The sequence below is a fragment of the Micromonospora sp. AMSO12t genome (assembly GCF_008806585.1).
Classification (GTDB): Bacteria; Actinomycetota; Actinomycetes; order Mycobacteriales; family Micromonosporaceae; genus Micromonospora; species Micromonospora reichwaldensis.
Genome location: NZ_WAAS01000033.1, coordinates 19509 through 39230, shown reverse-complemented (window position 1 = coordinate 39230; position 19722 = coordinate 19509). Strand labels below are relative to the sequence as shown.

The window sequence follows — 19722 nt, the reverse complement described above, 5'->3', positions numbered from 1 at the left end:
GCCCACCACCGCGCTCGACGTGACGGTGCAGGCCGGCATCCTGGCGCTGCTGGACCAGTTGCGCGCCGAGACCGGGCTGGCCGTCGCGTTCATCACCCACGACCTCGGGGTGCTCAGCGCGCTCACCACCCGCGGGTACGTCTTCTACGCCGGGCGGGTGGTGGAGACCGGTCCCACCGGGGCGCTGCTCACCGCGCCGCGGCACCCGTACACGGCGGCGCTGCTCGGCGCCCGCCCGCACGGCACCCAGGCCGTCGGCACGCTGCGCCCCATCCCGGGCGGGCCGCCGGCGCCGGGGCAGGCGCCGCCCGGGTGCCCGTTCCAGCCCCGGTGCGGGTACGCCGAGCCGTCCTGCGGCAGCGCGCCGCCCCCGCTCGCCCCCGCCGGCGCCGACCGGTCGGTGGCCTGCGTGGTCCGTCCGCACCTGGAGGTGGCGGCATGAACGAGCCCGTCGGCTCGGGCAACCTGCTCGAGATCAGCGACGTCGAGGTCGAGTACAAGGCGCGCGGCCGGGGGCCGGTGCGGGCCGTGGCCGGGGTGAGCCTCGAGGTGGCGCCCGGCCAGATCGTCGGCCTGGTCGGCGAGTCCGGCTGCGGCAAGTCGTCGCTGGCCCGGGTGGCGGTCGGGCTGGCCGCGCCGAGCGCCGGGGCGATCCGGTTCGCCGGCCGCCCGGTCACCCCGCTCGGCTGGCGGCGCCGGCCGGAGCCGCAGGTCGGGCTCCAGATGGTCTTCCAGAACCCGTACGCGTCGCTGAACCCCCGGCGCACCATCGGCGCCCAACTCCTCGACGGGGTGCCGGACACGGTGACCGGCGCCGCCCGCCGGGCGAGGGTCGCCGACCTGCTGGACCGGGTCGGCATGCCGGCCGGGGCCGCGGAGCGGTACCCGCACCAGTTCTCCGGCGGTCAGCGGCAGCGGCTCGCCATCGCGCGGGCGCTCGCGCCGGAGCCCCGGATGATCATCGCGGACGAGCCGGTCACCGCGCTGGACGCCTCGTCCCAGGCGCAGGTGGTCAACCTGCTCGTCGGGCTGGTCCGGGACCTGGACATGGGCATGCTGTTCATCTCGCACGACCTGTCCCTGGTGCACGAGATCGCCGACGTCACGGCGGTGATGTACCTGGGCCGGATCGTGGAGACCGCGCCCACCCGTCAGCTGTGGCGCTCGCCCCGGCACCCGTACAGCCAGGCGTTGATCGACGCGGTGCCGCAGATCGGCCCGCACCCGCAGCTGCCCAGGACGCTCGCCGGGGAGGTGCCCGACCCGGCGCACGCGCCGACCGGGTGCCGGTTCCGGCCGCGCTGCCCGCACGCGTTCGCGCCGTGCGGCGAGCAGCCGCCCACGCTCGACCTCGGCGGCCGCAGCGCCGCCTGCTGGCTCAACGACCCGACGGTGGCGCCGACCACCGCGCCCGCCGCGTAGAGGACTCCGCATGCACATCCCCACCGAACAGGTCCTGGTCAACCTCGCGCTCTACGACGGCGTGCGGGACGACCTCCAGCGCGACCAGGGCATCTGGGTCGGCGCCGAGGGCACGATCCGCGCGGTCGGCCCGGTCGACGACGTCCTCGCCGAGGCCGGGGGCGCCCGGGTGGTCGACCTGCGCGGCGACCACGTCATGCCCGGCCTGACCAACATGCACGTGCACCTCTCGCTCGGCCTGCCCGGCCACTTCGGCGACGAGGTGCACCGCTCGAACCTCGCCGAGCTGGTGCTGCTGATGGCCGACTCGGCGCGGCGGACCCTGCACTCCGGGGTCACCACCGCCCGGCTCGTCGGCGAGAGCCGGTACGCCGACTTCGCCCTGCGCAAGGGCATCGAGCGCGGCGCGGTGGACGGCCCACGGATCTTCACCGCCGGGCACGCCCTCTGCTGCACCGGGGGGCACGGCTGGGAGGCCGACGCCCTGGAGGCCGACGGGGCGGACGGGTTCCGCCGGCTCACCCGGCAGCAGATCCGGGCCGGCGCCGACCTCATCAAGGTGTGCATCTCCGGCGGCATCGCCGGCGAGTTCGAGTCGATCGACACCCCGCAGCTGCTCGACGACGAGCTGGCGGCGGTGATCCGGGTGGCGCACGACTGGGGCCGCAAGGTCACCGCGCACGCCGGCCCCGCCGAGTCGGTGCGCCGCGCCGTGGAACTCGGGCTGGACTGCGTCGAGCACGGCTACGAGCTGACCGACGAGGTGACCCGGCTGATGGCCGACCGGGGTGTCTGGTACGTCCCGACCATCGTGGTCAGCCGCTGCGAGCAGTTCTTCCGCGACGCCGGCGTGCCGGGCTGGCTGATGGACCGCGCCCTGGGCGCCGGGCCCCGGCACTGGGAGAGCCTCCAGCACGCCATCCGCAACGGAGTGCCGATCGCACTGGGCAGCGACATGCCGCCGCACGCCGGCTACGACGAGACGACCGCGACCGTGCGTGAGCTGGAGTTCATGGTGGACGCCGGGATGCCCGTGGCCGACGCGCTGAAGTCCGCCACCATCCGCCCCGCGCAGTGGCTGGGCCAGGCCGACACGCTCGGCAGCGTCGAGGTGGGCAAGCACGCCGACCTGCTGGTCCTGCGCGACGATCCCACCCGGTCGGTGTCCGCGCTGCGCACCCTGCACGCGGTGCTCAAGGGCGGCGTCGGATACCGCGACGACCACGGCCGCCTGGGCTTCGACCGATGACGACCATCACCGAGGTCGCCGACGGGTACCTCGACGCGCTCGCCGAGCTGGACCCGGAGGCCGCCGAGGCGGCGGGTCGTACCCCCGGATCGCACTTCGCGGACCTCTCCCCCGACGGCTTCGCGGCCCGCGCGGAGCTGGCCCGTGGCACCGCCACGGCGGCGGCCGGCGCCGACGCCGACGGCACGGCGCAGCGGGCCCTCGCGGGCGCGCTGCGCGACCGGCTGGCCAGCGAGGTCGACCTGTACGACGCGGGCTTCACCACCCGGCTGCTCGCCCCGCTGGCGACGCCGGTGCACCTGGTCCGGCAGGTGTTCGACAACCTGCCGCGCGCCACCGACGAGGACTGGGCGGTCGTCGCCGCGCACCTGCGCCGGGTGCCCGCGGCCCTCGGCCAGTACGCCGAGACGCTGCGCTGGTCGGCGCAGCGGGGACACCTGGTGGCCCGCCGGCAGGTGCTGGCGGTTGCCGACCAGTGCACCGCATGGGTCACCGCCGACGACTTCTACGGCCGGCTGGTGGCCGGCCACCCGGGCGGGCCGCTCGCCGGGGAGCTGGCTGCCGGGGCGCGGTCGGCCGCCGCCGCGACGGCGGACTTCGCCGCGTTCCTGCGCACCGAGCTGGCGCCCCGGGCCACCGACGTCGACGGCGTCGGCCGCGACCTGTACGCCGTCACCGCGCGCAGCTTCCTCGGGGCGACCGTCGACCTGGACGAGCTGTACGCGTACGGCTGGGCGGAGCTGGCCCGCACCGCCGCCGAGCAGCGGGCGGTCGCCGCCGAGCTGGGCCACCTCGACGTGGCGTCGGCGCGGGCCGCGCTGGACGCCGACCCCGCCGGCCGGGTGCCGGTCGGGCCCGACCTGGAGCGGTGGCTGCGCGAGCGCACCGAACAGCTCACCGACGCCCTCGACGGACCGCACTTCGACATCCCGGCCGCCACCCGCCACGTGGTGTGCCGGCTCAGCCCCGCCGCCTCCGGCGTCATGTACTACACCCCGCCCGACGCCGGGCTGACGCGGCCGGGCGGAATCTGGTGGTCGACGCCCCCCGGCGAGTCGACGGTGCCGGTGTGGCGGCACGTCGGGACGCTCTGCCACGAGGGGCTGCCCGGGCACCACCTCCAGCACGCGATCACCCTCACCACCGCCGAGCTGCACCCGTGGCAGCGGTCGCTGTGCCAGGTGCACGGGTACGCCGAGGGCTGGGCGCATTACGCCGAACGCCTCGCCGACGAACTCGGCCTCTACGCCGGTCCCGCCGAGCGGCTCGGGATGCTCGACGGGCAGATGTGGCGCGCGGCCCGGGTGGTCATCGACCTCGGCCTGCACCTGGACGTGCCGATCCCGCCCGGGAACGGCGTCACCGACGCGCGCCGGTGGACCCCCGAGCTGGCCGTGGACTTCCTGGTCCGCGTCGCCGGGCTGGACCCGGCGACCGCGCGGTTCGAGGTCGACCGCTACCTGGGCTGGCCGGCGCAGGCGTTGGCCTTCAAGGTCGGGGCGCGGCTCTGGCAGCAGGCCCGCCGGGAGGTCGAACGGCGCGAGGGCGCGGGATTCGACCGCAAGCGGTTCCACCACCGCGCCCTGCGGCTCGGCCCGATGGGGCTGGATCCGCTGCGTGCCCGCCTCGCCGAACTCTCCTGATCCACCGTCACCCTCGTCCGCCCCGACCGGAAGCGAGCCCCGATGACCGTTGACGATCTCACCGCCGCCATCACCGACATGTACCGGTCGTTGGGCGACCGGTCGGCGTTCGACGCCCGCCTGCACCCCGAACTGACGATCTGGGAGTCCGACGCGCCCGAGCTGCTGGACGGGCTGGCCGCCCTGGACGACCTGCGGGACCGCCGGGCGGCGGACCGGGGCCCGGCCGCGCCCCCCACCTCGGTCGCGCCCGAGCAGTTCCGGGTCGAGTCGTGGGACGACACCGGCCTGGTCCGCTACGTCCTGCGGGCCCGGTACGCGGGCGGGCAGCCGGACGACTGTTTCCGGGTGACCGACGTGCTGCGCCGCGACGAGCGGGGCTGGCGCATCGTGCACCACCACGCGGAGGCGGTCCGATGAGCGCCGAGGAACCGGTCACCGACCTCTACGACCTGCGGGTCGTGGTGGAGCGGATCGAGGGCCGGTCCGTCTGCGGCCTACGGCCGGGTGACTACATCGACCTGACCGAGTCGAACCGGCTCAGCATCCCGACGGGCAAGCACTTCTGCCTCTACGCCCTCGCCGCGTGCCTGCCGCTGCTGCCGGCCAAGCAGCGGCCGCTGCCGCCGGAGGACTGGCTGGCCCGGGACAGTCACGTGGCCTGCCCGGACCCGGACGAGCGGGTCATCATGCGCATCGAACGGACCGCCCGGCGGCAGATTCCCACTGGAGACCTGACGTGAGCACCGACGACGGACGCCGACTCGTCGGCATCGGACTGCAGTCCGACAAGAGCGCCGACGAGTACGCGGCACTGGCCGAACTCGCCGAACGGCACGGCTTCGACGTGCTGTCGGTCTTCGGCGACCTGATGTACCAGCCGCCGATCTTCCCGCTGCTGGTGGCCGCCCGGCACACCCGGCGGATCCGGCTCGGGTCGGCCTGCCTGAACCCGTTCACCATGCACCCGGTGGAGATCGCCGGGCAGGTCGCCGCCCTGGATCTGGCGTCGAACGGGCGGGCCTACCTCGGGCTGGCCCGGGGCACCTGGCTCGACCAGATCGGGGTGCCGCAGGCCCGGCCGCTGCGCCGGATCACCGAGACGGTCGACGTGGTGCGGCTGCTGCTCTCCCGCGACGAGGGCGGCTTCGCGGGCCGGGAGTTCACCGTGGCGCCCGGCACGGCGCTGCGCTACGCCCCGGTCCGCGCCGACGTGCCCGTCCTGGTGGGGACGTGGGGTCAGCAGACCGCCCGGACGGCTGCCGCCTTCGCCTCGGAGATCAAGGTCGGCGGGTCGGCCAACCCGGCGATGGCCAAGACGATGCGCGCCTGGCTGGACGAGGCCACGCCCGCCGGCCGGGACCAGGTGGGTGTGGTGATCGGTGCGGTCACCGTGGTGGACGAGGACGGCGCCCTGGCCCGCCGGGTGGCCCGCACCGAGGTCGCCATGTACCTCGCCGTGGTCGCCGCCCTCGACCCCAACGTGGACATCGACCCGGAGCTGCTGGCGCGGATCCAGCAGCACGTCGCCCGCCAGGAGCACGATCTCGCCGGCGCGCTGATCGGCGGGGACCTGCTCGACCTGTTCGCCTTCTCCGGCACGCCCGAACATGTCGCGGCGCAGGCCGCGGCGGTGTTCGACGCCGGGGCCACCCGGGTGGAGTTCGGCACCCCGCACGGGCTGACCCCGGCCGGCGGCGTCGACCTGCTCGGCCGCCGGGTGCTGCCGCTGCTCAGGGAGTGACGCCCCGGTGGGGGCGGGCCGGAAGGGGTTCACGACCCGCCCCCATCTGACAAATTTCCACGCCCGGTCGTGTTCTTTCATTCCTGGGTCTCGCTCTTGCATTGTGGAGTCGCCTACTGCACCATGGCCATCGATACCTTTCCGCTACCGGAAGGAAGACGGCCATGGCGGTGTCCCGTCGCAGACTCATCGGATCCCTCGCCGCCGGTTCGGCGCTCGCCGCCGTCTCACCCACCGACCTGGTCTCCGCCCTGCGCGGCACGGCGTACGCGGCCAGCCCGCCGGGCGACGTCGTCGGCAAGGTCTCGGTCGGCTACCAGGGCTGGTTCAGCTGCCCCGGTGACGGCGCGCCCATCGGCGGCTGGTGGCACTGGAGCCGCGACCGGTTCCAGTCGCCCTCCCCGGCCAACACCACGATCGTCTCCTGGCCCGACATGCGGGAGTACGCCCGCGGCTACACCACCGCGTACCCGCCGCTCGGCAACGGCCAGCCGGCGCAGCTCTTCTCCTCCTACGACCAGCAGACCGTCGACACCCACTTCCGCTGGATGCAGGAGCACGGCTGCGACACCGCCGCCCTGCAACGGTTCAACCCGTTCGGCGACGAGGGGCCGACCCGCGACGCCATGACGGTCAAGGTCCGTGGCGCGGCGGAACGCCACGGCCGCAAGTTCTACGTCATGTACGACGTCACCGGCTGGACGGCGATGCAGTCCCAGATCAAGCAGGACTGGCTCGACCGGATGTCCGCGCACACCGCCTCACCGGCGTACGCGCGGCAGAACGGCCGGCCGGTGGTCTGCGTCTGGGGCTTCGGTTTCAACGACGACGGCCGCCCGTTCGCGCCGGCCGCCTGCCTCGACGTCGTCAACTGGTTCAAGGCCCAGGGCTGCTACGTCATCGGCGGCGTGCCGACCTACTGGCGGCAGGGCGTCAACGACTCCCGGCCGGGCTTCTCCGAGGTCTACCACGCGTTCCACATGCTCTCGCCGTGGATGGTCGGCCGCACCGGCACCCTCGACGGGCTCGACTGGTTCCATACCAACGTCAACCTCCCCGACCTGGCCGACTGCGCGGCGCACGGCATCGACTACCAGCCCTGCGTGATGCCCGGCGACCTGTCGGCCGGGCACCGCCGCCACGGCGACTTCTACTGGCGGCACCTCTACAACATGACCCGGCTGGGCGCGCAGGGCCTCTACGTCTCCATGTTCGACGAGTACAACGAGGGCAACCAGATCGCCAAGACCAGCGAGACGCAGGCGACGACGCCGGCCGGGGCGGGCATCCGGGCGCTGGACGAGGACGGCACCGTTTGCTCCGCCGACTACTACCTGCGGATCACCGCCGACGGCGGCCGGATGTTCAAGGGGCAGCTCGCCCTGACCCCCGTACGACCGACGCCGCCCGTCCTCGGCGGCGGCCCACAGCCCGGGGGCGACCTGGCCGCTGGCCGGCCGGCGTCGGCGAGCAGCCAGAACGGCGCGTTCGCCGCCGGCAACGCCGTCGACGCCGACCCGAACAGCTACTGGGAGTCCGCCAACGGCGCCTTCCCCCAGTGGTGGCGGGTCGACCTGGGCGCGAGCCACCCGGTGGCCCGGGTCGTCCTTGCCGTGCCCGCCGGCTGGGAGGCGCGCACCCAGACGGTGACGGTGCAGGGCAGCACCGACGGCACGTCCTTCAGCACGCTCGCCGGGCCGGTCGGGGTCCGGTTCGACCCGGCGACCGGCAACACCGCGACCCTCACCGTGCCGTCCACCGCCGCCCGCCACGTCCGGGTCACCGTCGCGGGCAACACCGCCTGGCCGGCGGCCCAACTCGCTCAGGTCAAGGTGTACGCGGCGACCGGCACGCCCACCACGCCCACCACGCCGGGCGGCCTCACGGTGACCGGCCGGACCTCGACCAGCGTGTCGCTGGCCTGGACGGCGTCGACCGACCCCGACGGCATCACCGGCTACCAGGTGCGCCGCGACGGGCAGACCGTCGCGTCCGTCCCGGGCACCTCCGCCACCGTCGGCGGGCTGACGCCCCAGACCACGTACACCTTCACGGTCGTCGCAGTGGACGGCGCCGGCACGCTGTCGGCGCCCTCCGCCGCCGTGTCGGCGACCACCGCGCCGGCGCCCGGGGCCGACCTCGCCCGGGGCAGGTCGGTGACGGAGAGCAGCCACGTGCAGGCCTACGGCTGTGCCAACACCGTCGACGGCGACGCGGACACCTACTGGGAGAGCGCCGGCAACGCCTTCCCGCAGTGGGTGCGGGTGGACCTCGGCGCGATCGTCCCCGTCGGACAGGTCGTGCTCCGGCTCCCGCCCGCCGCCGCCTGGCAACGACGCACCCAGACCCTCTCCGTCGAGGTGAGCCCGGACGGCACCGCGTGGAGCACACCCGTCGCCCCGGCCGGCCGGGTCTTCGATCCGGCCACCGGCAACCGGGTGACGATCGCCGTCCCGGCGGCGCCCGGCCGGTACGTGCGGATCCGCGTCACCGGCAACACCGGCTGGCCCGCGGCGCAGCTGTCCCAGCTTGAGGTGTACGCCGCGTAGCGGCGGTCACTGCCGGCCGCGCGGCCGGACCCGTCCCACCACGAGAAGAGTCACGCCATGCCCCTGAGCAGATCTGCGCTGCCCGGACCGTCGTCGCGGCGACGGCCCCGGGCGGCGGTCGCCGCCACCGTCGCGCTCGCGACCGCCCTCGGCGTCCTGGCCGGCGCGCCCGGCCCGGCCACCGCCACCCCGCCCGCCGGCATCGCACCGGTGGTGACCAGGGCCGGCCTCGACCCGCACCTGGTCGCGGGGCGCGGCGCCGACGTCGACTTCGTCGAGCAGGAGGCGGAGAACGCGACCACGGACGGCGAGGTCATCGGCCCCGACCGCACCGCCTACACGCTGCCCGCCGAGGCCTCCGGCCGCCGCGCCGTCCGGCTGACCCCCGGCCGGTACGTCGAGTTCGTCCTGCCCCGCGCGGCCAACGCGATCACCGTGCGCTACAGCATCCCCGACGCCCCGCAGGGCGGCGGCATCACCGCCCCGCTGGACGTGGCGGTCAACGACCGGCGGGTCCGGACGATGACCCTCACCTCGCAGTACGCCTGGCTCTACAACCAGTACCCGTTCTCCAACGACCCGACCGCCGGCCTGCTGCACCCGGACTGGTGGATCACCGAGTGCTCGTGCGTGCCGGCGGCCACCACCCCGTACCCGAGCATCCCCACCCCGTTCCGCCCCAGCCACTTCTACGACGAGCAGCGGCTGCTGCTCGGCCGGACGTACCGGGCGGGCGACCGGATCCGGCTCACCGCCCCGGCCGGCAGCAACGCGGCGTGGACGGTGATCGACCTGCTCGACTCCGAACTCGTCGGCCCGCCGCGCGTCCGGCTGCGCGCCGCGAACGTGCTGGCCTTCGGCGCCGACCCGACCGGCCGCCGCGACTCCGCCGCCGCCCTGGAGCGGGCCATCGCCTTCGCCCGGCGGGCGGACGTACCGGTCTACCTGCCACCCGGCACGTACCAGGTCAACCGGCACATCATCGTCGACGACGTGACGATCGAGGGCGCCGGCAGCTGGTACACGATCATCAAGGGACGCGAGGTCGCCCTGCCCACGCCCGCGCCGGACGGCTCGGTGCACACCGGCGTCGGCTTCTACGGCAGGAGCGCCGCCGACGGCGGCAGCCGCAACGTGCACCTCTCCGGCTTCGCCATCGAGGGCGACGTGCGCGAGCGCATCGACACCGACCAGGTCAACGCGATCGGCGGCGCGATGAGCGACTCCACCATCGACGGGCTGCACCTGCGCCACACGAAGGTGGGCATCTGGTTCGACGGGCCGATGAGCAACGTGCGGGTCACCAACACGATCATCGTCGACCAGATCGCGGACGGGCTCAACTTCCACACCGGCGTCACCGACTCGCTGGTCGCCCACACCTTCGTCCGCAACAGCGGCGACGACGGGCTCGCGATGTGGTCGGAGAAGGCCGGCAACGCCCGCAACCGCTTCGACCACAACACCGTGCAGTCCCCGGTGCTGGCCAACGGCATCGCCCTCTACGGCGGCACCGACCTCACCGTGTCGCACAACCTCGTCGCCGACCCGGTGCGGGAGGGCAGCGCGATCCAGGTCGGCTCCCGCTTCGGCGCGCAGCCCTTCACCGGGCGGCTGCTGATCACCGGCAACACCACCGCCCGCGCCGGCACGTACGAGCTGAACTGGAAGATCGGGCTGGGGGCCATCTGGTTCTACGCGCTGGACCGGGACATCGACGCGCGGATCGAGGTGATCGGGGACAGCTACCTCGACAACACGTACAACGCCATCATGCTGGTCAGCGACTGGCCCGTGAAGGACCTCCACTCCATCACCGGCGTCCGGTTCCAGGACATCCGGGTCGACGGCACGGGCACCTCCGTGCTGAGCGCCCGGGCGGCGGGGTCGGCCTCGTTGCGCAACGTCGACGCCCGCAACGTCGGCGCCGTCGGCGTCAACAACTGCGGGTCGTTCAACTTCCCGGCGACCGGCTCGGAGTTCGCCCTCACCGACCTGGGCGGCAACGACGGCGGTTGGCTGGCCCCGTGGCAGCTGCCGAACACCATCACCTGCGACGACCGGCCGCCGGTCGTGCCGCCACCGCCACCGTCGGCCTGGTGAGCCCCTCGCGGTGGGCGGTGGACTCCGCCGCCCACCGCACCGGCCAGTCCTGTCCGGCGGGTGCCCAGCGCCAGGTCGGAGGGGCGATCGTAGGCTCGGCCGACTCCGCCGCGCCACCGCCAGCCGCCGCCGTACCGGGACACCCCGGCACGGCGGCGGCTTTTCTCGTGCCCCGCCCGACGGGAACCGTCGGCCCAACCCCGCACCCACCCGCCGGCCGTGTGACGGGTCAGCCGTTCACCACGATTGACGAATATCGACCAAATGTGCTAACAAACCGCCTTGTGAATGTCGCCGAAAATGGCGGAAACCCTCCCCTTTCCGAAAACGGACACGGTGTGCGACAGGGGCGTGACACATTGCCTTTCGTCGTTGCATAATGGCCGCCGCACGCGCTGTCGCACCGTCGGTTTCCGATGCGGCGACGCCGACCGAAGGGGACACAATTCCGTGAAGCGGGACCACTCACCTGTGCTGCCTGGCGACGGCGCCACGGACTATGCGCGCTACATGCGGCTGGACGCGCTGCTCGACCTGCAACGGCGTCCGGAGGAGATGCTCCACCGCGACGAGTTGCTCTTCCAGGTGGTGCACCAGTCCACCGAGTTGTGGCTGAAACTCGCCGCCGCCGAGCTGGCCGAGGCGGTCACCCGGCTGCGCGCCGGCGAGCTGGCGGTGACCGAGTCGCTGCTGGCCCGGGCGACGCTCGGAATCCAGCTGGTCACCGACCACCTGGAGATGTTCCGGCACCTGGCCCCGGCCGACTTCCAGGCCATGCAACCGGCGCTGGGCAAGGGATCCGGCGCGGAGTCGCCCGGCTGGCGGCAGGTCCAGGCCACGAGCCGACAGCTCGGCCGGGCGTTCGCCGAGCAACTGGAAGCCCAGGGAATCGACCCGGCCACACTGGGCCGGCCGGATCCGGCGGACCCCGTCCAGCGGCTCGCCGAGGCGCTCGTCGAGTGGGACGAGCGGGTGTCGCTGTGGCGGACGCGGCACTACCAGATCGCCCTGCGCGTCGGGGGCCACGCCCCGGACGGCGCCGAGGCGACGATGCTCGCCAAGCTCGTCGGGTACCGGTTCTTCCCCGAACTGTGGCGGGCCCGCCTGAAGCCCACCGACGAATCCGGTAACGAATCACAGGTCGGTCGTCCCTGACAATCGTCGTCCACCAGAAATTGTCAATCCCTCCCCACCTGTCTGCGTGGCGACCGAAATGTCGAGGTGCGGTTCGTGCGTGAACTGACGAGTTGGCTGTCCGGTGCCGGTGAGCCCGACAGTTTCCCATACTCCGCCGTGCTGGCGGAGTATCGCCGGGTCGGCAAACACTTCGTCGAGAAGGAACTGCTGGCCCTGCTCGACCAGGCCCGTGCGCAGTCGACGGTGCCGGCGGCCGCGCGGGATGCCCACGCCCGGTTGCTGGGTGACTTCCTCGACGCCGCGCTCGACAAGTGGGACGGCCGGTACGACTACCGCAGTTACCTGGCGCTGCGGCTGCTTCGGCTGCCCTGCGGGGACGACGTCGACGACGGGCCGGCCGCCGACCCCGTCGGTGCCCGGCGGGACCGGGACCGGCTCCTCGTCCGCCTGGTCGCCGACGCGCTGGCCTTCGAGCTGACCGCCGCCTCCGGCGCCACCGACCTGCTGCCCGAGCGGCGCCCGAGCCGGGACGTGGTGGCCAAGCGCTACCGGCTCGGCGTACGGGCCGCGTCCCCCGCTCTCGTCCGGCTGGGCCTGGCCGGCATGGTCCCCCACCGGGAGGCGGTGGCGACCCCGGACGAGCTGCGGGCCCTCGCCGCCGACCCGGATCCCACCGGGGAGCTGGTGCTGCGGCTGAGCATGCTGCCGGTCCACGTGACACACGACGAGTACCTGTTCATCCGGGTGCTCCAGGCGTACGAGTGCCTCTTCGCGGGAATCGCCGACGAGCTGCGCGCCACCGTCGCCGCCCTGACCGCCGGCCACGCAGGACCGGCGGTCGAGCGGCTGGCGTACGCCCGCGAGCAGCTCACCGCCGCCGGACCGCTGTTCTCGCTGCTGGCCACCATGCAGGCGGAGGCGTTCCGGACCTTCCGGGAGTTCACCGAGGGGGCGAGCGCCATCCAGTCGCGCTCCTACAAGCTGGTGGAGTCGCTGTGCCGTACCCCGGAGGGGTCGCGGTTGGACTCGGCCGCCTACCACCAGGTGCCGGAGGTCCGCGACCGGGTGCACGCCGGGCGGCCGTCGGTCGACGACGCGTTCCGGGCCGCCGTACGCGACGGACTGCTCGCCGCGCCCGGCGGCGAGCGGGTCGAGGAGGAGATGCGGTCGTTCGCCGCTGCGGTCGTCCAGTGGCGGCGTACGCACCACCGGCTGGCGACCCGGATGCTCGGCCCCCGCCCCGGCACCGGCTACACGGAGGGCACGCCCTACCTGGCCGCCGTCCGGTCCATCCCGGTCTTCACCTCCGTCGCCGACGACTCCCGATCCCCGTCCCCGACCGCACCGACCGGAGGCAGCCCCGAGTGAGCCCGCCCGAACCGCACCCCGACGCGCACCTGCCCGAGTGCCTCGACGCCACCGCGCACGCCGCCCTGCGCGCCGAGTTCCCCCTGCTCCAGAGCGCCGTCTATCTCAACAACAACTCCACCGGCGCGGTGCCCAGAGGGGCGGAACACGTCCTCACCGGCTACTGGGAGACGCTGCGGAGCTGGCGCGACGAGGTCTGGCAGGGCTGGCACGTCGGCCTCGACCGGTACGCCGACTCGGTCGCCGCCCTCATCGGCGCGCCGGCGGGCAGCGTCGTCACGGACGCGAACCTCAGCACGCTGCTCGCCCGGGTCGCGTCCTGTTTCGACTACCGCCCGCCGCGCGACCGGATCGTCACCACCGACCTCGAGTACCCGACCGTGCCGTTCATCTGGAACGCGTTCCGCCGCTACGGCGCCCGACTCGACGTGGTCGGCTCGGGCGGCCCGCGGTTCGACGAGGACGCCCTCGAGGCGCGCGTCGACGAACGCACGCTGCTGGTGTGCGTCCCGCACGCCAGCTTCTCCTCCGGCGCCACCATCGACCTGCACCGGCTGGTGCGGCGCGCCCACGACGTCGGCGCCCTGGTGGTGGTCGACGCCTTCCAGAGCGTCGGGGTGATGCCGCTGGACGTGACGGCGCTCGGCGTCGACGTGGTCCTCGGCGGCGCGCACAAGTGGCTGTGCGGGGTCGGCACCGCCTTCCTCTACGTCCGCCCGGGCCTGGTCCCGGAGCTGGAACCGGCGGCGACCGGCTGGCAGGCCGGCGACCGGGCGTTCACGTTCCAGCCGTCGACCGGCTGGGCCGACGGGGCCCGGCGGTTCGCCGGCGGCACCCCGTTCCCCCTCACCTCGCTGGTCTCCCAGGTCGGCCTGGACCTGCTGGCCGGGGTGGGCATCGACGCGATCCGCCGGCACTCGCTCGCCTGCACCCAACGGGTCCTGGACCGGGCCGCGGCGGCCGGCATCGACGTGGTCAGCCCGACGGACCCGCACCGGCGCGGCGGCGTCGTCTGCCTGGACGTCGCCGACGGCGAGGCCGTCAAGCGGCGGCTGGTCGCGCGCGACATGGTCTGCAGCTGGCGGGGCCACCTGCGGGTCGGCCCGCACGTCTACAACACCCTCGACGAGATCGACACGTTCATGGACGCCCTGGAAGAGGAGCTGAAACGGTGAAGGTCACGCTGTCCCCCCGGGCGCTGATGAGTCTGCTCGCCAACGGGCCCAAGGCCATGGACGTGCTGGAGACCGCGCTCGGCATGGGACTGCTCGACGCGCTGGAGCCCGGGCCGGCGAGCCTCGGCGAGCTGGCCGCCCGGTTCGGCGTACGGCCCCTGCGGCTCTACAAGTTCCTCGACTGCCTGGAGAGCCTCGGCGTCGTCGAGCGCAGTGAGCCAGGCGACGACATCACGACGGCCACGTACCGCGCGGTGCCCGGCCTCCGGGACGCCGTCACGGCGGTCGTCGGCCCCGGCGCCGTCGAACGCGACCGGGACCGCTACCCCTGGCGGCGGCTGCACGGACGGCTGGCCGAGAGCCTGCGGGGCGAGGTGAGCATGAGCGACGACGACTTCGCCTGGCCCCCGAAGACCGACGAGCAGACCGCCGACTTCGAGCGCAGCATGGCCGTCGGTCTCGGCCCGGTGATCGAGACGGTGCACCGCAACGCCGACCGGCTGTGGCCGGACCGGCGTCGCCTGCTGGACGTCGGCGGGGGCGACGGCACGCTCGCCGCGCACGTCCTCGACGACGCCCCGGGGCTGCGGGCCGACGTGTACAACCTGCCGGCCGTGGCGCCGCTGGTGGCGGCCACCGCGGCCCGCGGGGGGCATGCCGACCGGCTGGGTTTCGTCGGCGGCGACTTCTTCGCCGAGCCGCTGCCCACGGGCTACGACGCCATGGCGTTCGTCCGGGTGCTGCACGACTGGCCGAACGACGTCGCCCGCCGGCTGGTCGAGAAGGCGTACGCGGCCCTCGAACCGGGCGGGCTGCTGGTGATCTGCGAGGAGTTCCGCACCCCGGACCGGCTGGCGATGCAGTTCTTCTGGAGCTACTTCCTCATCGGGGTCGACAGCTGCGTCAGCCGGCTGCGGGAGGTCGAGTTCTACACCGGCCTGCTCAAGGAGGTCGGCTTCGACCGGGTGGCCGTGCTGCCCGGCGGCGTTTGACCGCCGGGGCCGGGGGAAGACCGTGCGCCCAGGGCCGATTCCGGAGGAGCGACGATGGCGGACGCAGGACGGGCCAGGAAGGCCACCGGGGCGCGCAAGGCCCCGATGAAGCGGGCGGCGGCGGCGAAGAAGGTGGCGACGGCCACGAAGCGGGCCACCGGGGCGACCGCGGCCAGGTCCCCGGGCGGGAAGCCCACCCCGACGACCGCCCGCGCGGCCCGGAAGAAGGACACCTCGGCCACGGCGGCCCCGGGCCGCGCCCGCAAGGCGCCCGCCACCGCCGCGCCCGCGAAGAAGGCGCCCGCGAAGAAGGCGGCGAAGGCCGCGGCGACCCGCGCCGGCGCGGCCTCGAAGGCCCCGGCCCGCAAGGCGACGACCATGGAGTCGTTCGGCACCCGACGGGCGCCCCGGACGAGCGCCGGCTGAGCCGGCACCACGACGCGCGGCGGGGTCCGGACGCCGGCGGCGCCGGGGCGTCGGCCAGAATGGGCCGGTGGCGAAGCTATCCCGCCGGCGGGCGGCCGACGACCGTGACCGGCCCTGCCCCTGCGGCGCCGGCCAGCCGTACGCCGGATGTTGCGGGCGGCTGCACCGGGGCGAGGCGGACGCGGCGACCGCCGAGGCGCTGATGCGCTCGCGGTACAGCGCCTTCGCCGTCGGCGACACCGCATACCTGCTGCGCAGCTGGCACTCCTCGACCCGGCCGGGCGCCCTCGACCTCGACCCCGGCCAGCGCTGGACGGGCCTGGAGATCGTCGACACCGACCGGGGCGGGCTGTTCGACGCCACCGGCACCGTCGAGTTCCGGGCCCACCACCGCGCCGGCGGCCAGCCGGGTACGCAGAGCGAGCGCAGCCGGTTCGTCCGCGAGGACGGCCGCTGGGTCTACCTCGACGCGCTGCCCGACTGACGCCCGGTCGCGGCGCCTGGGCACCGCGACCGGGACGCGCTCAGCCGTTGGCGGCGACGCCGTGCGTCAGGCCGAGCCGGTCGACCGCCGCCGAGACGAGTTCGTCAGGCGTCAGCGACAGGTCGAGCACCAGCACCGACTCGTCGGGGTGGTGCTGTTCCAGGGTGGCCAGCTGCGACTCCAGCAGGCTCGGCGGCATGAAGTGCCCGGCACGCCGGGCCATCCGCTCCCGGATCACCTCGGCGGCGCCGTCCAGGTGGACGAACTCGACGCTCGGCGGCCCCTGCCGCAGCGTGTCGCGGTAGGACCGCCGCAGCGCCGAGCAGGCCAGCACCGTCGACACGCCCTCGGCGGCGCGGGCGGCCATCCAGCCCGCCAGCTCGCGCAGCCAGGGCAGTCGGGCGGCGTCGTCCAGCGGCACGCCGGCGCGCATCTGCGCCACGTGCTCCGGCGTGTGGAACTCGTCGGCCTCGGCGAAGACCAGTCCGGTACGGGCGGCGATGCCCCGGGCCACGGTCGTCTTGCCGGCGCCGGACACCCCCATCACGACCACGTGCCGCGTCGGGGACGCGCCCTCACCAGTCATGGACGGTGCCGTCCTGGAGCCGGTTGAACGGCAGGTACGCCGGCACGTACGGGAACTTCGCGGCGGCCTCCTCGTCCAGCTCGACGCCGAGCCCGGGCTGCTCCCCGGGGTGCAGGTAGCCGTCGGCGAAGGTGAACGACTGCCGGAACACCTCGTTGGTGAGCGCCCCGTGCCGCATGTACTCCTGGATGCCGAAGTTGTGGATGGCCAGGTCCAGGTGCAGGGCGGCGGCCATGCCGACGGGCGAGATGTCGGTCGGGCCGTGGATGCCGGACTTGATCTGGTACTGGGCGGCGAAGTCGAGCAGCTTGCGCATGGCCGTGATGCCGCCGGTGTGGGTGACGGCGGAGCGGACGTAGTCGATGAGCTGCTCGCGGATGAGCGTCTGGTAGTCCCAGACGGTGTTGAAGACCTCGCCGATCGCCAGCGGCGTGGTGGTGTGCTGGCGGACCAGCCGCAGCGCCTCCTGGTTCTCCGCCGGGGTGCAGTCCTCCAGCCAGAACAGGTCGTACGGCTCGAGGGCCTTGCCCAGCTTGGCGGCCTGGATGGGGGTCATCCGGTGGTGGCCGTCGTGCAGCAGCGGCAGCTCCGGGCCGAACTCGTTGCGGACCGCCTCGAACACGCCGGGCAGGTGGCGCAGGTAGGAGCGGGTGTCCCAGTCCTCCTCGGCCGGCAGCGGGATGCGCTGCGCCGGCTCGTAGTCGTAGCGCTTGCCGTCGGCGCTGGGCTGGGCGGCGACCCCGTACACGGCGTTGATGCCCGGCACCGAGGTCTGCACCCGGATCGAGCGGTAGCCCTCGTCGAGGTGCCGGCGGATCGAGTCGAACAGCTCCGGCAGGTCCCGGCCGGAGGCGTGGCCGTAGGCCATGATCCCGGTGCGCGACGCCCCACCCAGCAGTTGGTACAGCGGCATGCCGGCGGCCTTGGCCTTGATGTCCCACAGGGCCACGTCGACCGCCGCGATGGCGGCCATGGTGACCGGCCCGCGACGCCAGTACGCCGAGCGGTAGAGGAACTGCCAGGCGTCCTCGATGCGGTGCGCGTCCCGGCCGATCAGCAGCGGGACGACGTGGTCGCGCAGGTACGAGGCGACCGAGAGTTCCCGTCCGTTGAGGGTGCCGTCGCCCAGGCCGGTGACGCCGTCCTCCGTGGTGATCTTCAGGGTGACGAAGTTGCGGTCGGGGCTGGAGACGATGACGTCAGCGGCGACGATCTTCACGGGGTGCCTTTCTTCTTCGGGGTGCTCGGTGGTCAGCGGAGGACGTCGCCGGCCTCGTGGCCGTCGAGGAGGGACAGTTCGGCGCGGCGCGGCAGCCCTTCCCAGTCGCCGGGGCTGGAGACCGCGAAGGCGCCGAGGGTGGCCGCGCGGCGCAGCCGACCGGCCAGGTCGAGCCCGTCGAACCAGCCGGACAGGTAGCCTGCGGTGAACGCGTCCCCGGCGCCGACGGCATCGACGGCGGTCACGGTCAGCGCCTCGGCCTGCCGGACCCCGTCGCGGGTGTGCGCGCGGGCGCCGTCGGAGCCCAGCTTGACCAGGACCGTGTCCACGCCGCGGCGCAGCAGGTCCGCCACGACGGTGGACTCGTCGGCCCCGGGGTCGCCGACGAGGTCCAGCTCGTCGGCGGAGGCGACGACGGTCGAGGCGTACCCGGCCAGCGGGGTGAGCACCTCGCGGGCGGTGTCGCGCGACCAGAGGCGTTCGCGGTGGTTGACGTCGAGGCAGACCGGGATGCCGGCGGCGACGGCTGCCTCGGCCGCCCACCGGGTGGCCGCGCGGGCGGTGTCGGACAGCGCCGGGGTGATGCCGCTCAGGTGCAGCATCCGCGCGCCGGCGGCCAGCGGCGCCCGCAGGTCGTCGACGCCGAGGGCGGAGCCGGCCGATCCGGCCCGGTGGTACTGCACCCGGGTCAGGTCGGCGGTGCGCCGCTCCAGGAACATCAGGCCGGTCGGCCGGTCCGGGTCGCGGGTCACGCCGTCGACGGCGACGCCCTCGGCGCGCAGCTGGCGCAGCACGTACTCGCCGAATTCGTCGGCGCCGACCCGGCCGACCCACGCGGCCCGGTGGCCCAGCCGGGCCACCGCGACGGCCACGTTGGACTCGGCGCCGGCCAGGTGCATGGTCAGCGGCCCTCCGGCGGCGAGCGGGCCGGCCGAGCGCAGCGACACCAGGGCCTCGCCGACGGTGAGCAGGTCGGGTGCGGTCATGACGGCGTCGACTCCCGCACGGCGGCGAGGTAGCTGCGCGCCCGCGCCCGCAGGGCGTCCAGGTCGCCGCCGGAGGCGGCGTCGCCGACCAGGGGGCCGCCGAGGCCGACCGCGATCGCGCCGGCCCGGAAGTAGCCGGGCACGTCGTCGCGGCCGACGCCGCCGACCGCGACGAACGGGATGTCCGGGAAGGGGTCGCGCACCGCCCTGAGGTACGCCGGGCCGCCGACCGACGCCGGGAAGAGCTTGACCGCCGACGCCCCCATCCGCACCGCGGTGTAGGCCTCGGTCGGGGTGAGCGCCCCGGCGGCCACCGGGAGGCCGCGGCGCGCCGCCTTGGCGATCGACTCGACCACGGCCGGCGTCACCACGAACTGCGCGCCGGCGGCGGCCACGTCGGCGACGTCGGCGGTGGTGAGCACCGTGCCGGCCCCGACCAGCGACCCGGCGGGGGCCGCCGCGCGCAGCGCCTCGATCGCCCCGAGGGCGTCCGGCGTGGTCAGGGCCACCTCGACGACGCGTACGCCCTCCTGGAGCAGCGCGGTGCCGGCGGCGATCGCGGCGGCGGTGTCGGTGCCGCGGATGATCGCGAGGATGCGCGCCGCGGTCAGTTCGGCGGTCAGGTTGACGGTCATGTGA

The 19722-nt window shown here is 74.3% G+C and carries 19 protein-coding genes; 15 read left to right on the top strand and 4 right to left on the bottom strand.

What is annotated here, in order from left to right; translation table 11 throughout:
• From F6X68_RS08040 to F6X68_RS07970, 15 genes are all read left to right on the top strand, one after another.
• On the top strand, positions 1–442 hold a 442-nt coding region (locus F6X68_RS08040), incomplete at its 5' end, for an oligopeptide/dipeptide ABC transporter ATP-binding protein (RefSeq protein ID WP_151453655.1).
• Complete coding sequence (locus tag F6X68_RS08035) at positions 439–1422, top strand: ABC transporter ATP-binding protein (RefSeq protein WP_151453654.1); 984 nt, start codon at positions 439–441, stop codon at positions 1420–1422. The genes F6X68_RS08040 and F6X68_RS08035, both read left to right, overlap by 4 nt.
• A gap of 10 nt (positions 1423–1432) precedes the next feature.
• Positions 1433–2671 (top strand): amidohydrolase family protein, encoded by a 1239-nt coding sequence (locus F6X68_RS08030; protein ID WP_151453653.1) that lies wholly within the window; start codon positions 1433–1435, stop codon positions 2669–2671.
• On the top strand, positions 2668–4314 hold the full coding sequence (locus F6X68_RS08025) for a DUF885 domain-containing protein (protein ID WP_151453652.1): 1647 nt from the start codon (positions 2668–2670) through the stop codon (positions 4312–4314). Before F6X68_RS08030 ends, F6X68_RS08025 begins: the two co-directional genes overlap by 4 nt.
• 42 nt (positions 4315–4356) lie before the next feature.
• Positions 4357–4734 carry a nuclear transport factor 2 family protein gene (locus F6X68_RS08020; protein WP_151453651.1) on the top strand — a complete coding sequence of 126 codons (378 nt, stop codon included), beginning with the start codon at positions 4357–4359 and terminating at the stop codon, positions 4732–4734.
• Positions 4731–5057 carry a TIGR04076 family protein gene (locus F6X68_RS08015; protein WP_151453650.1) on the top strand — a complete coding sequence of 109 codons (327 nt, stop codon included), beginning with the start codon at positions 4731–4733 and terminating at the stop codon, positions 5055–5057. Before F6X68_RS08020 ends, F6X68_RS08015 begins: the two co-directional genes overlap by 4 nt.
• On the top strand, positions 5054–6058 hold the full coding sequence (locus F6X68_RS08010; RefSeq protein ID WP_151453649.1) for an LLM class flavin-dependent oxidoreductase: 1005 nt from the start codon (positions 5054–5056) through the stop codon (positions 6056–6058). Before F6X68_RS08015 ends, F6X68_RS08010 begins: the two co-directional genes overlap by 4 nt.
• A gap of 164 nt (positions 6059–6222) precedes the next feature.
• Positions 6223–8607 (top strand): discoidin domain-containing protein, encoded by a 2385-nt coding sequence (locus tag F6X68_RS08005; RefSeq protein WP_151453648.1) that lies wholly within the window; start codon positions 6223–6225, stop codon positions 8605–8607.
• A gap of 57 nt (positions 8608–8664) precedes the next feature.
• Positions 8665–10710 carry a glycosyl hydrolase family 28-related protein gene (locus tag F6X68_RS08000; RefSeq protein WP_151453647.1) on the top strand — a complete coding sequence of 682 codons (2046 nt, stop codon included), beginning with the start codon at positions 8665–8667 and terminating at the stop codon, positions 10708–10710.
• Between the two features lie 450 nt (positions 10711–11160).
• Complete coding sequence (locus F6X68_RS07995; RefSeq protein WP_151453646.1) at positions 11161–11865, top strand: tryptophan 2,3-dioxygenase family protein; 705 nt, start codon at positions 11161–11163, stop codon at positions 11863–11865.
• Positions 11866–11931: 66 nt separating this feature from the next.
• A complete protein-coding gene (locus F6X68_RS07990) occupies positions 11932–13215 on the top strand; it encodes a tryptophan 2,3-dioxygenase family protein (protein ID WP_151453645.1) in 1284 nt (427 codons plus the stop codon).
• Positions 13212–14390, top strand: a complete 1179-nt coding sequence (locus F6X68_RS07985; protein WP_151453644.1) for an aminotransferase class V-fold PLP-dependent enzyme — start codon at positions 13212–13214, stop codon at positions 14388–14390. The genes F6X68_RS07990 and F6X68_RS07985 overlap by 4 nt, the downstream gene beginning before the upstream one ends.
• Positions 14387–15382: a methyltransferase gene (locus tag F6X68_RS07980; protein ID WP_151453643.1), complete on the top strand. Its 996-nt coding sequence runs from the start codon at positions 14387–14389 to the stop codon at positions 15380–15382. Before F6X68_RS07985 ends, F6X68_RS07980 begins: the two co-directional genes overlap by 4 nt.
• Before the next feature lie 54 nt (positions 15383–15436).
• Positions 15437–15808 (top strand): hypothetical protein, encoded by a 372-nt coding sequence (locus F6X68_RS07975; RefSeq protein ID WP_151453642.1) that lies wholly within the window; start codon positions 15437–15439, stop codon positions 15806–15808.
• Positions 15809–15875: 67 nt separating this feature from the next.
• Positions 15876–16292: a YchJ family protein gene (locus F6X68_RS07970; RefSeq protein WP_151453641.1), complete on the top strand. Its 417-nt coding sequence runs from the start codon at positions 15876–15878 to the stop codon at positions 16290–16292.
• 40 nt (positions 16293–16332) lie between these two features.
• Here F6X68_RS07970 and F6X68_RS07965 read toward each other — a convergent pair whose 3' ends face one another.
• From F6X68_RS07965 to F6X68_RS07950, 4 genes are read right to left on the bottom strand one after another with little or no spacing between them, the layout of a single operon-like run.
• Complete coding sequence (locus tag F6X68_RS07965) at positions 16333–16878, bottom strand: gluconokinase (RefSeq protein WP_151453640.1); 546 nt, start codon at positions 16876–16878, stop codon at positions 16333–16335.
• Complete coding sequence (manD, locus tag F6X68_RS07960; protein WP_151453658.1) at positions 16868–18133, bottom strand: D-mannonate dehydratase ManD; 1266 nt, start codon at positions 18131–18133, stop codon at positions 16868–16870. Before manD ends, F6X68_RS07965 begins: the two co-directional genes overlap by 11 nt.
• Positions 18130–19083 (bottom strand): sugar kinase, encoded by a 954-nt coding sequence (locus tag F6X68_RS07955; protein ID WP_151453639.1) that lies wholly within the window; start codon positions 19081–19083, stop codon positions 18130–18132. Before F6X68_RS07955 ends, manD begins: the two co-directional genes overlap by 4 nt.
• Entirely contained in the window at positions 19080–19718 is a 639-nt protein-coding gene (locus F6X68_RS07950) for a bifunctional 4-hydroxy-2-oxoglutarate aldolase/2-dehydro-3-deoxy-phosphogluconate aldolase (RefSeq protein ID WP_151453638.1), read from the bottom strand. Before F6X68_RS07950 ends, F6X68_RS07955 begins: the two co-directional genes overlap by 4 nt.
• Positions 19719–19722 lie beyond the last annotated feature (4 nt).

Bases quoted from the DNA above. Each gene is read 5' to 3' on its own strand.
- F6X68_RS08035 (WP_151453654.1), top strand. From the start codon at position 439: ATGAACGAGCCCGTCGGCTCGGGCAACCTGCTCGAGATCAGCGACGTC.
- F6X68_RS08030 (WP_151453653.1), top strand. From the start codon at position 1,433: ATGCACATCCCCACCGAACAGGTCCTGGTCAACCTCGCGCTCTACGAC.
- F6X68_RS08025 (WP_151453652.1), top strand. From the start codon at position 2,668: ATGACGACCATCACCGAGGTCGCCGACGGGTACCTCGACGCGCTCGCC.
- F6X68_RS08020 (WP_151453651.1), top strand. From the start codon at position 4,357: ATGACCGTTGACGATCTCACCGCCGCCATCACCGACATGTACCGGTCG.
- F6X68_RS08015 (WP_151453650.1), top strand. From the start codon at position 4,731: ATGAGCGCCGAGGAACCGGTCACCGACCTCTACGACCTGCGGGTCGTG.
- F6X68_RS08005 (WP_151453648.1), top strand. From the start codon at position 6,223: ATGGCGGTGTCCCGTCGCAGACTCATCGGATCCCTCGCCGCCGGTTCG.
- F6X68_RS08000 (WP_151453647.1), top strand. From the start codon at position 8,665: ATGCCCCTGAGCAGATCTGCGCTGCCCGGACCGTCGTCGCGGCGACGG.
- F6X68_RS07975 (WP_151453642.1), top strand. From the start codon at position 15,437: ATGGCGGACGCAGGACGGGCCAGGAAGGCCACCGGGGCGCGCAAGGCC.
- F6X68_RS07965 (WP_151453640.1), bottom strand. From the start codon at position 16,878: ATGACTGGTGAGGGCGCGTCCCCGACGCGGCACGTGGTCGTGATGGGG.
- F6X68_RS07955 (WP_151453639.1), bottom strand. From the start codon at position 19,083: ATGACCGCACCCGACCTGCTCACCGTCGGCGAGGCCCTGGTGTCGCTG.
- F6X68_RS07950 (WP_151453638.1), bottom strand. From the start codon at position 19,718: ATGACCGTCAACCTGACCGCCGAACTGACCGCGGCGCGCATCCTCGCG.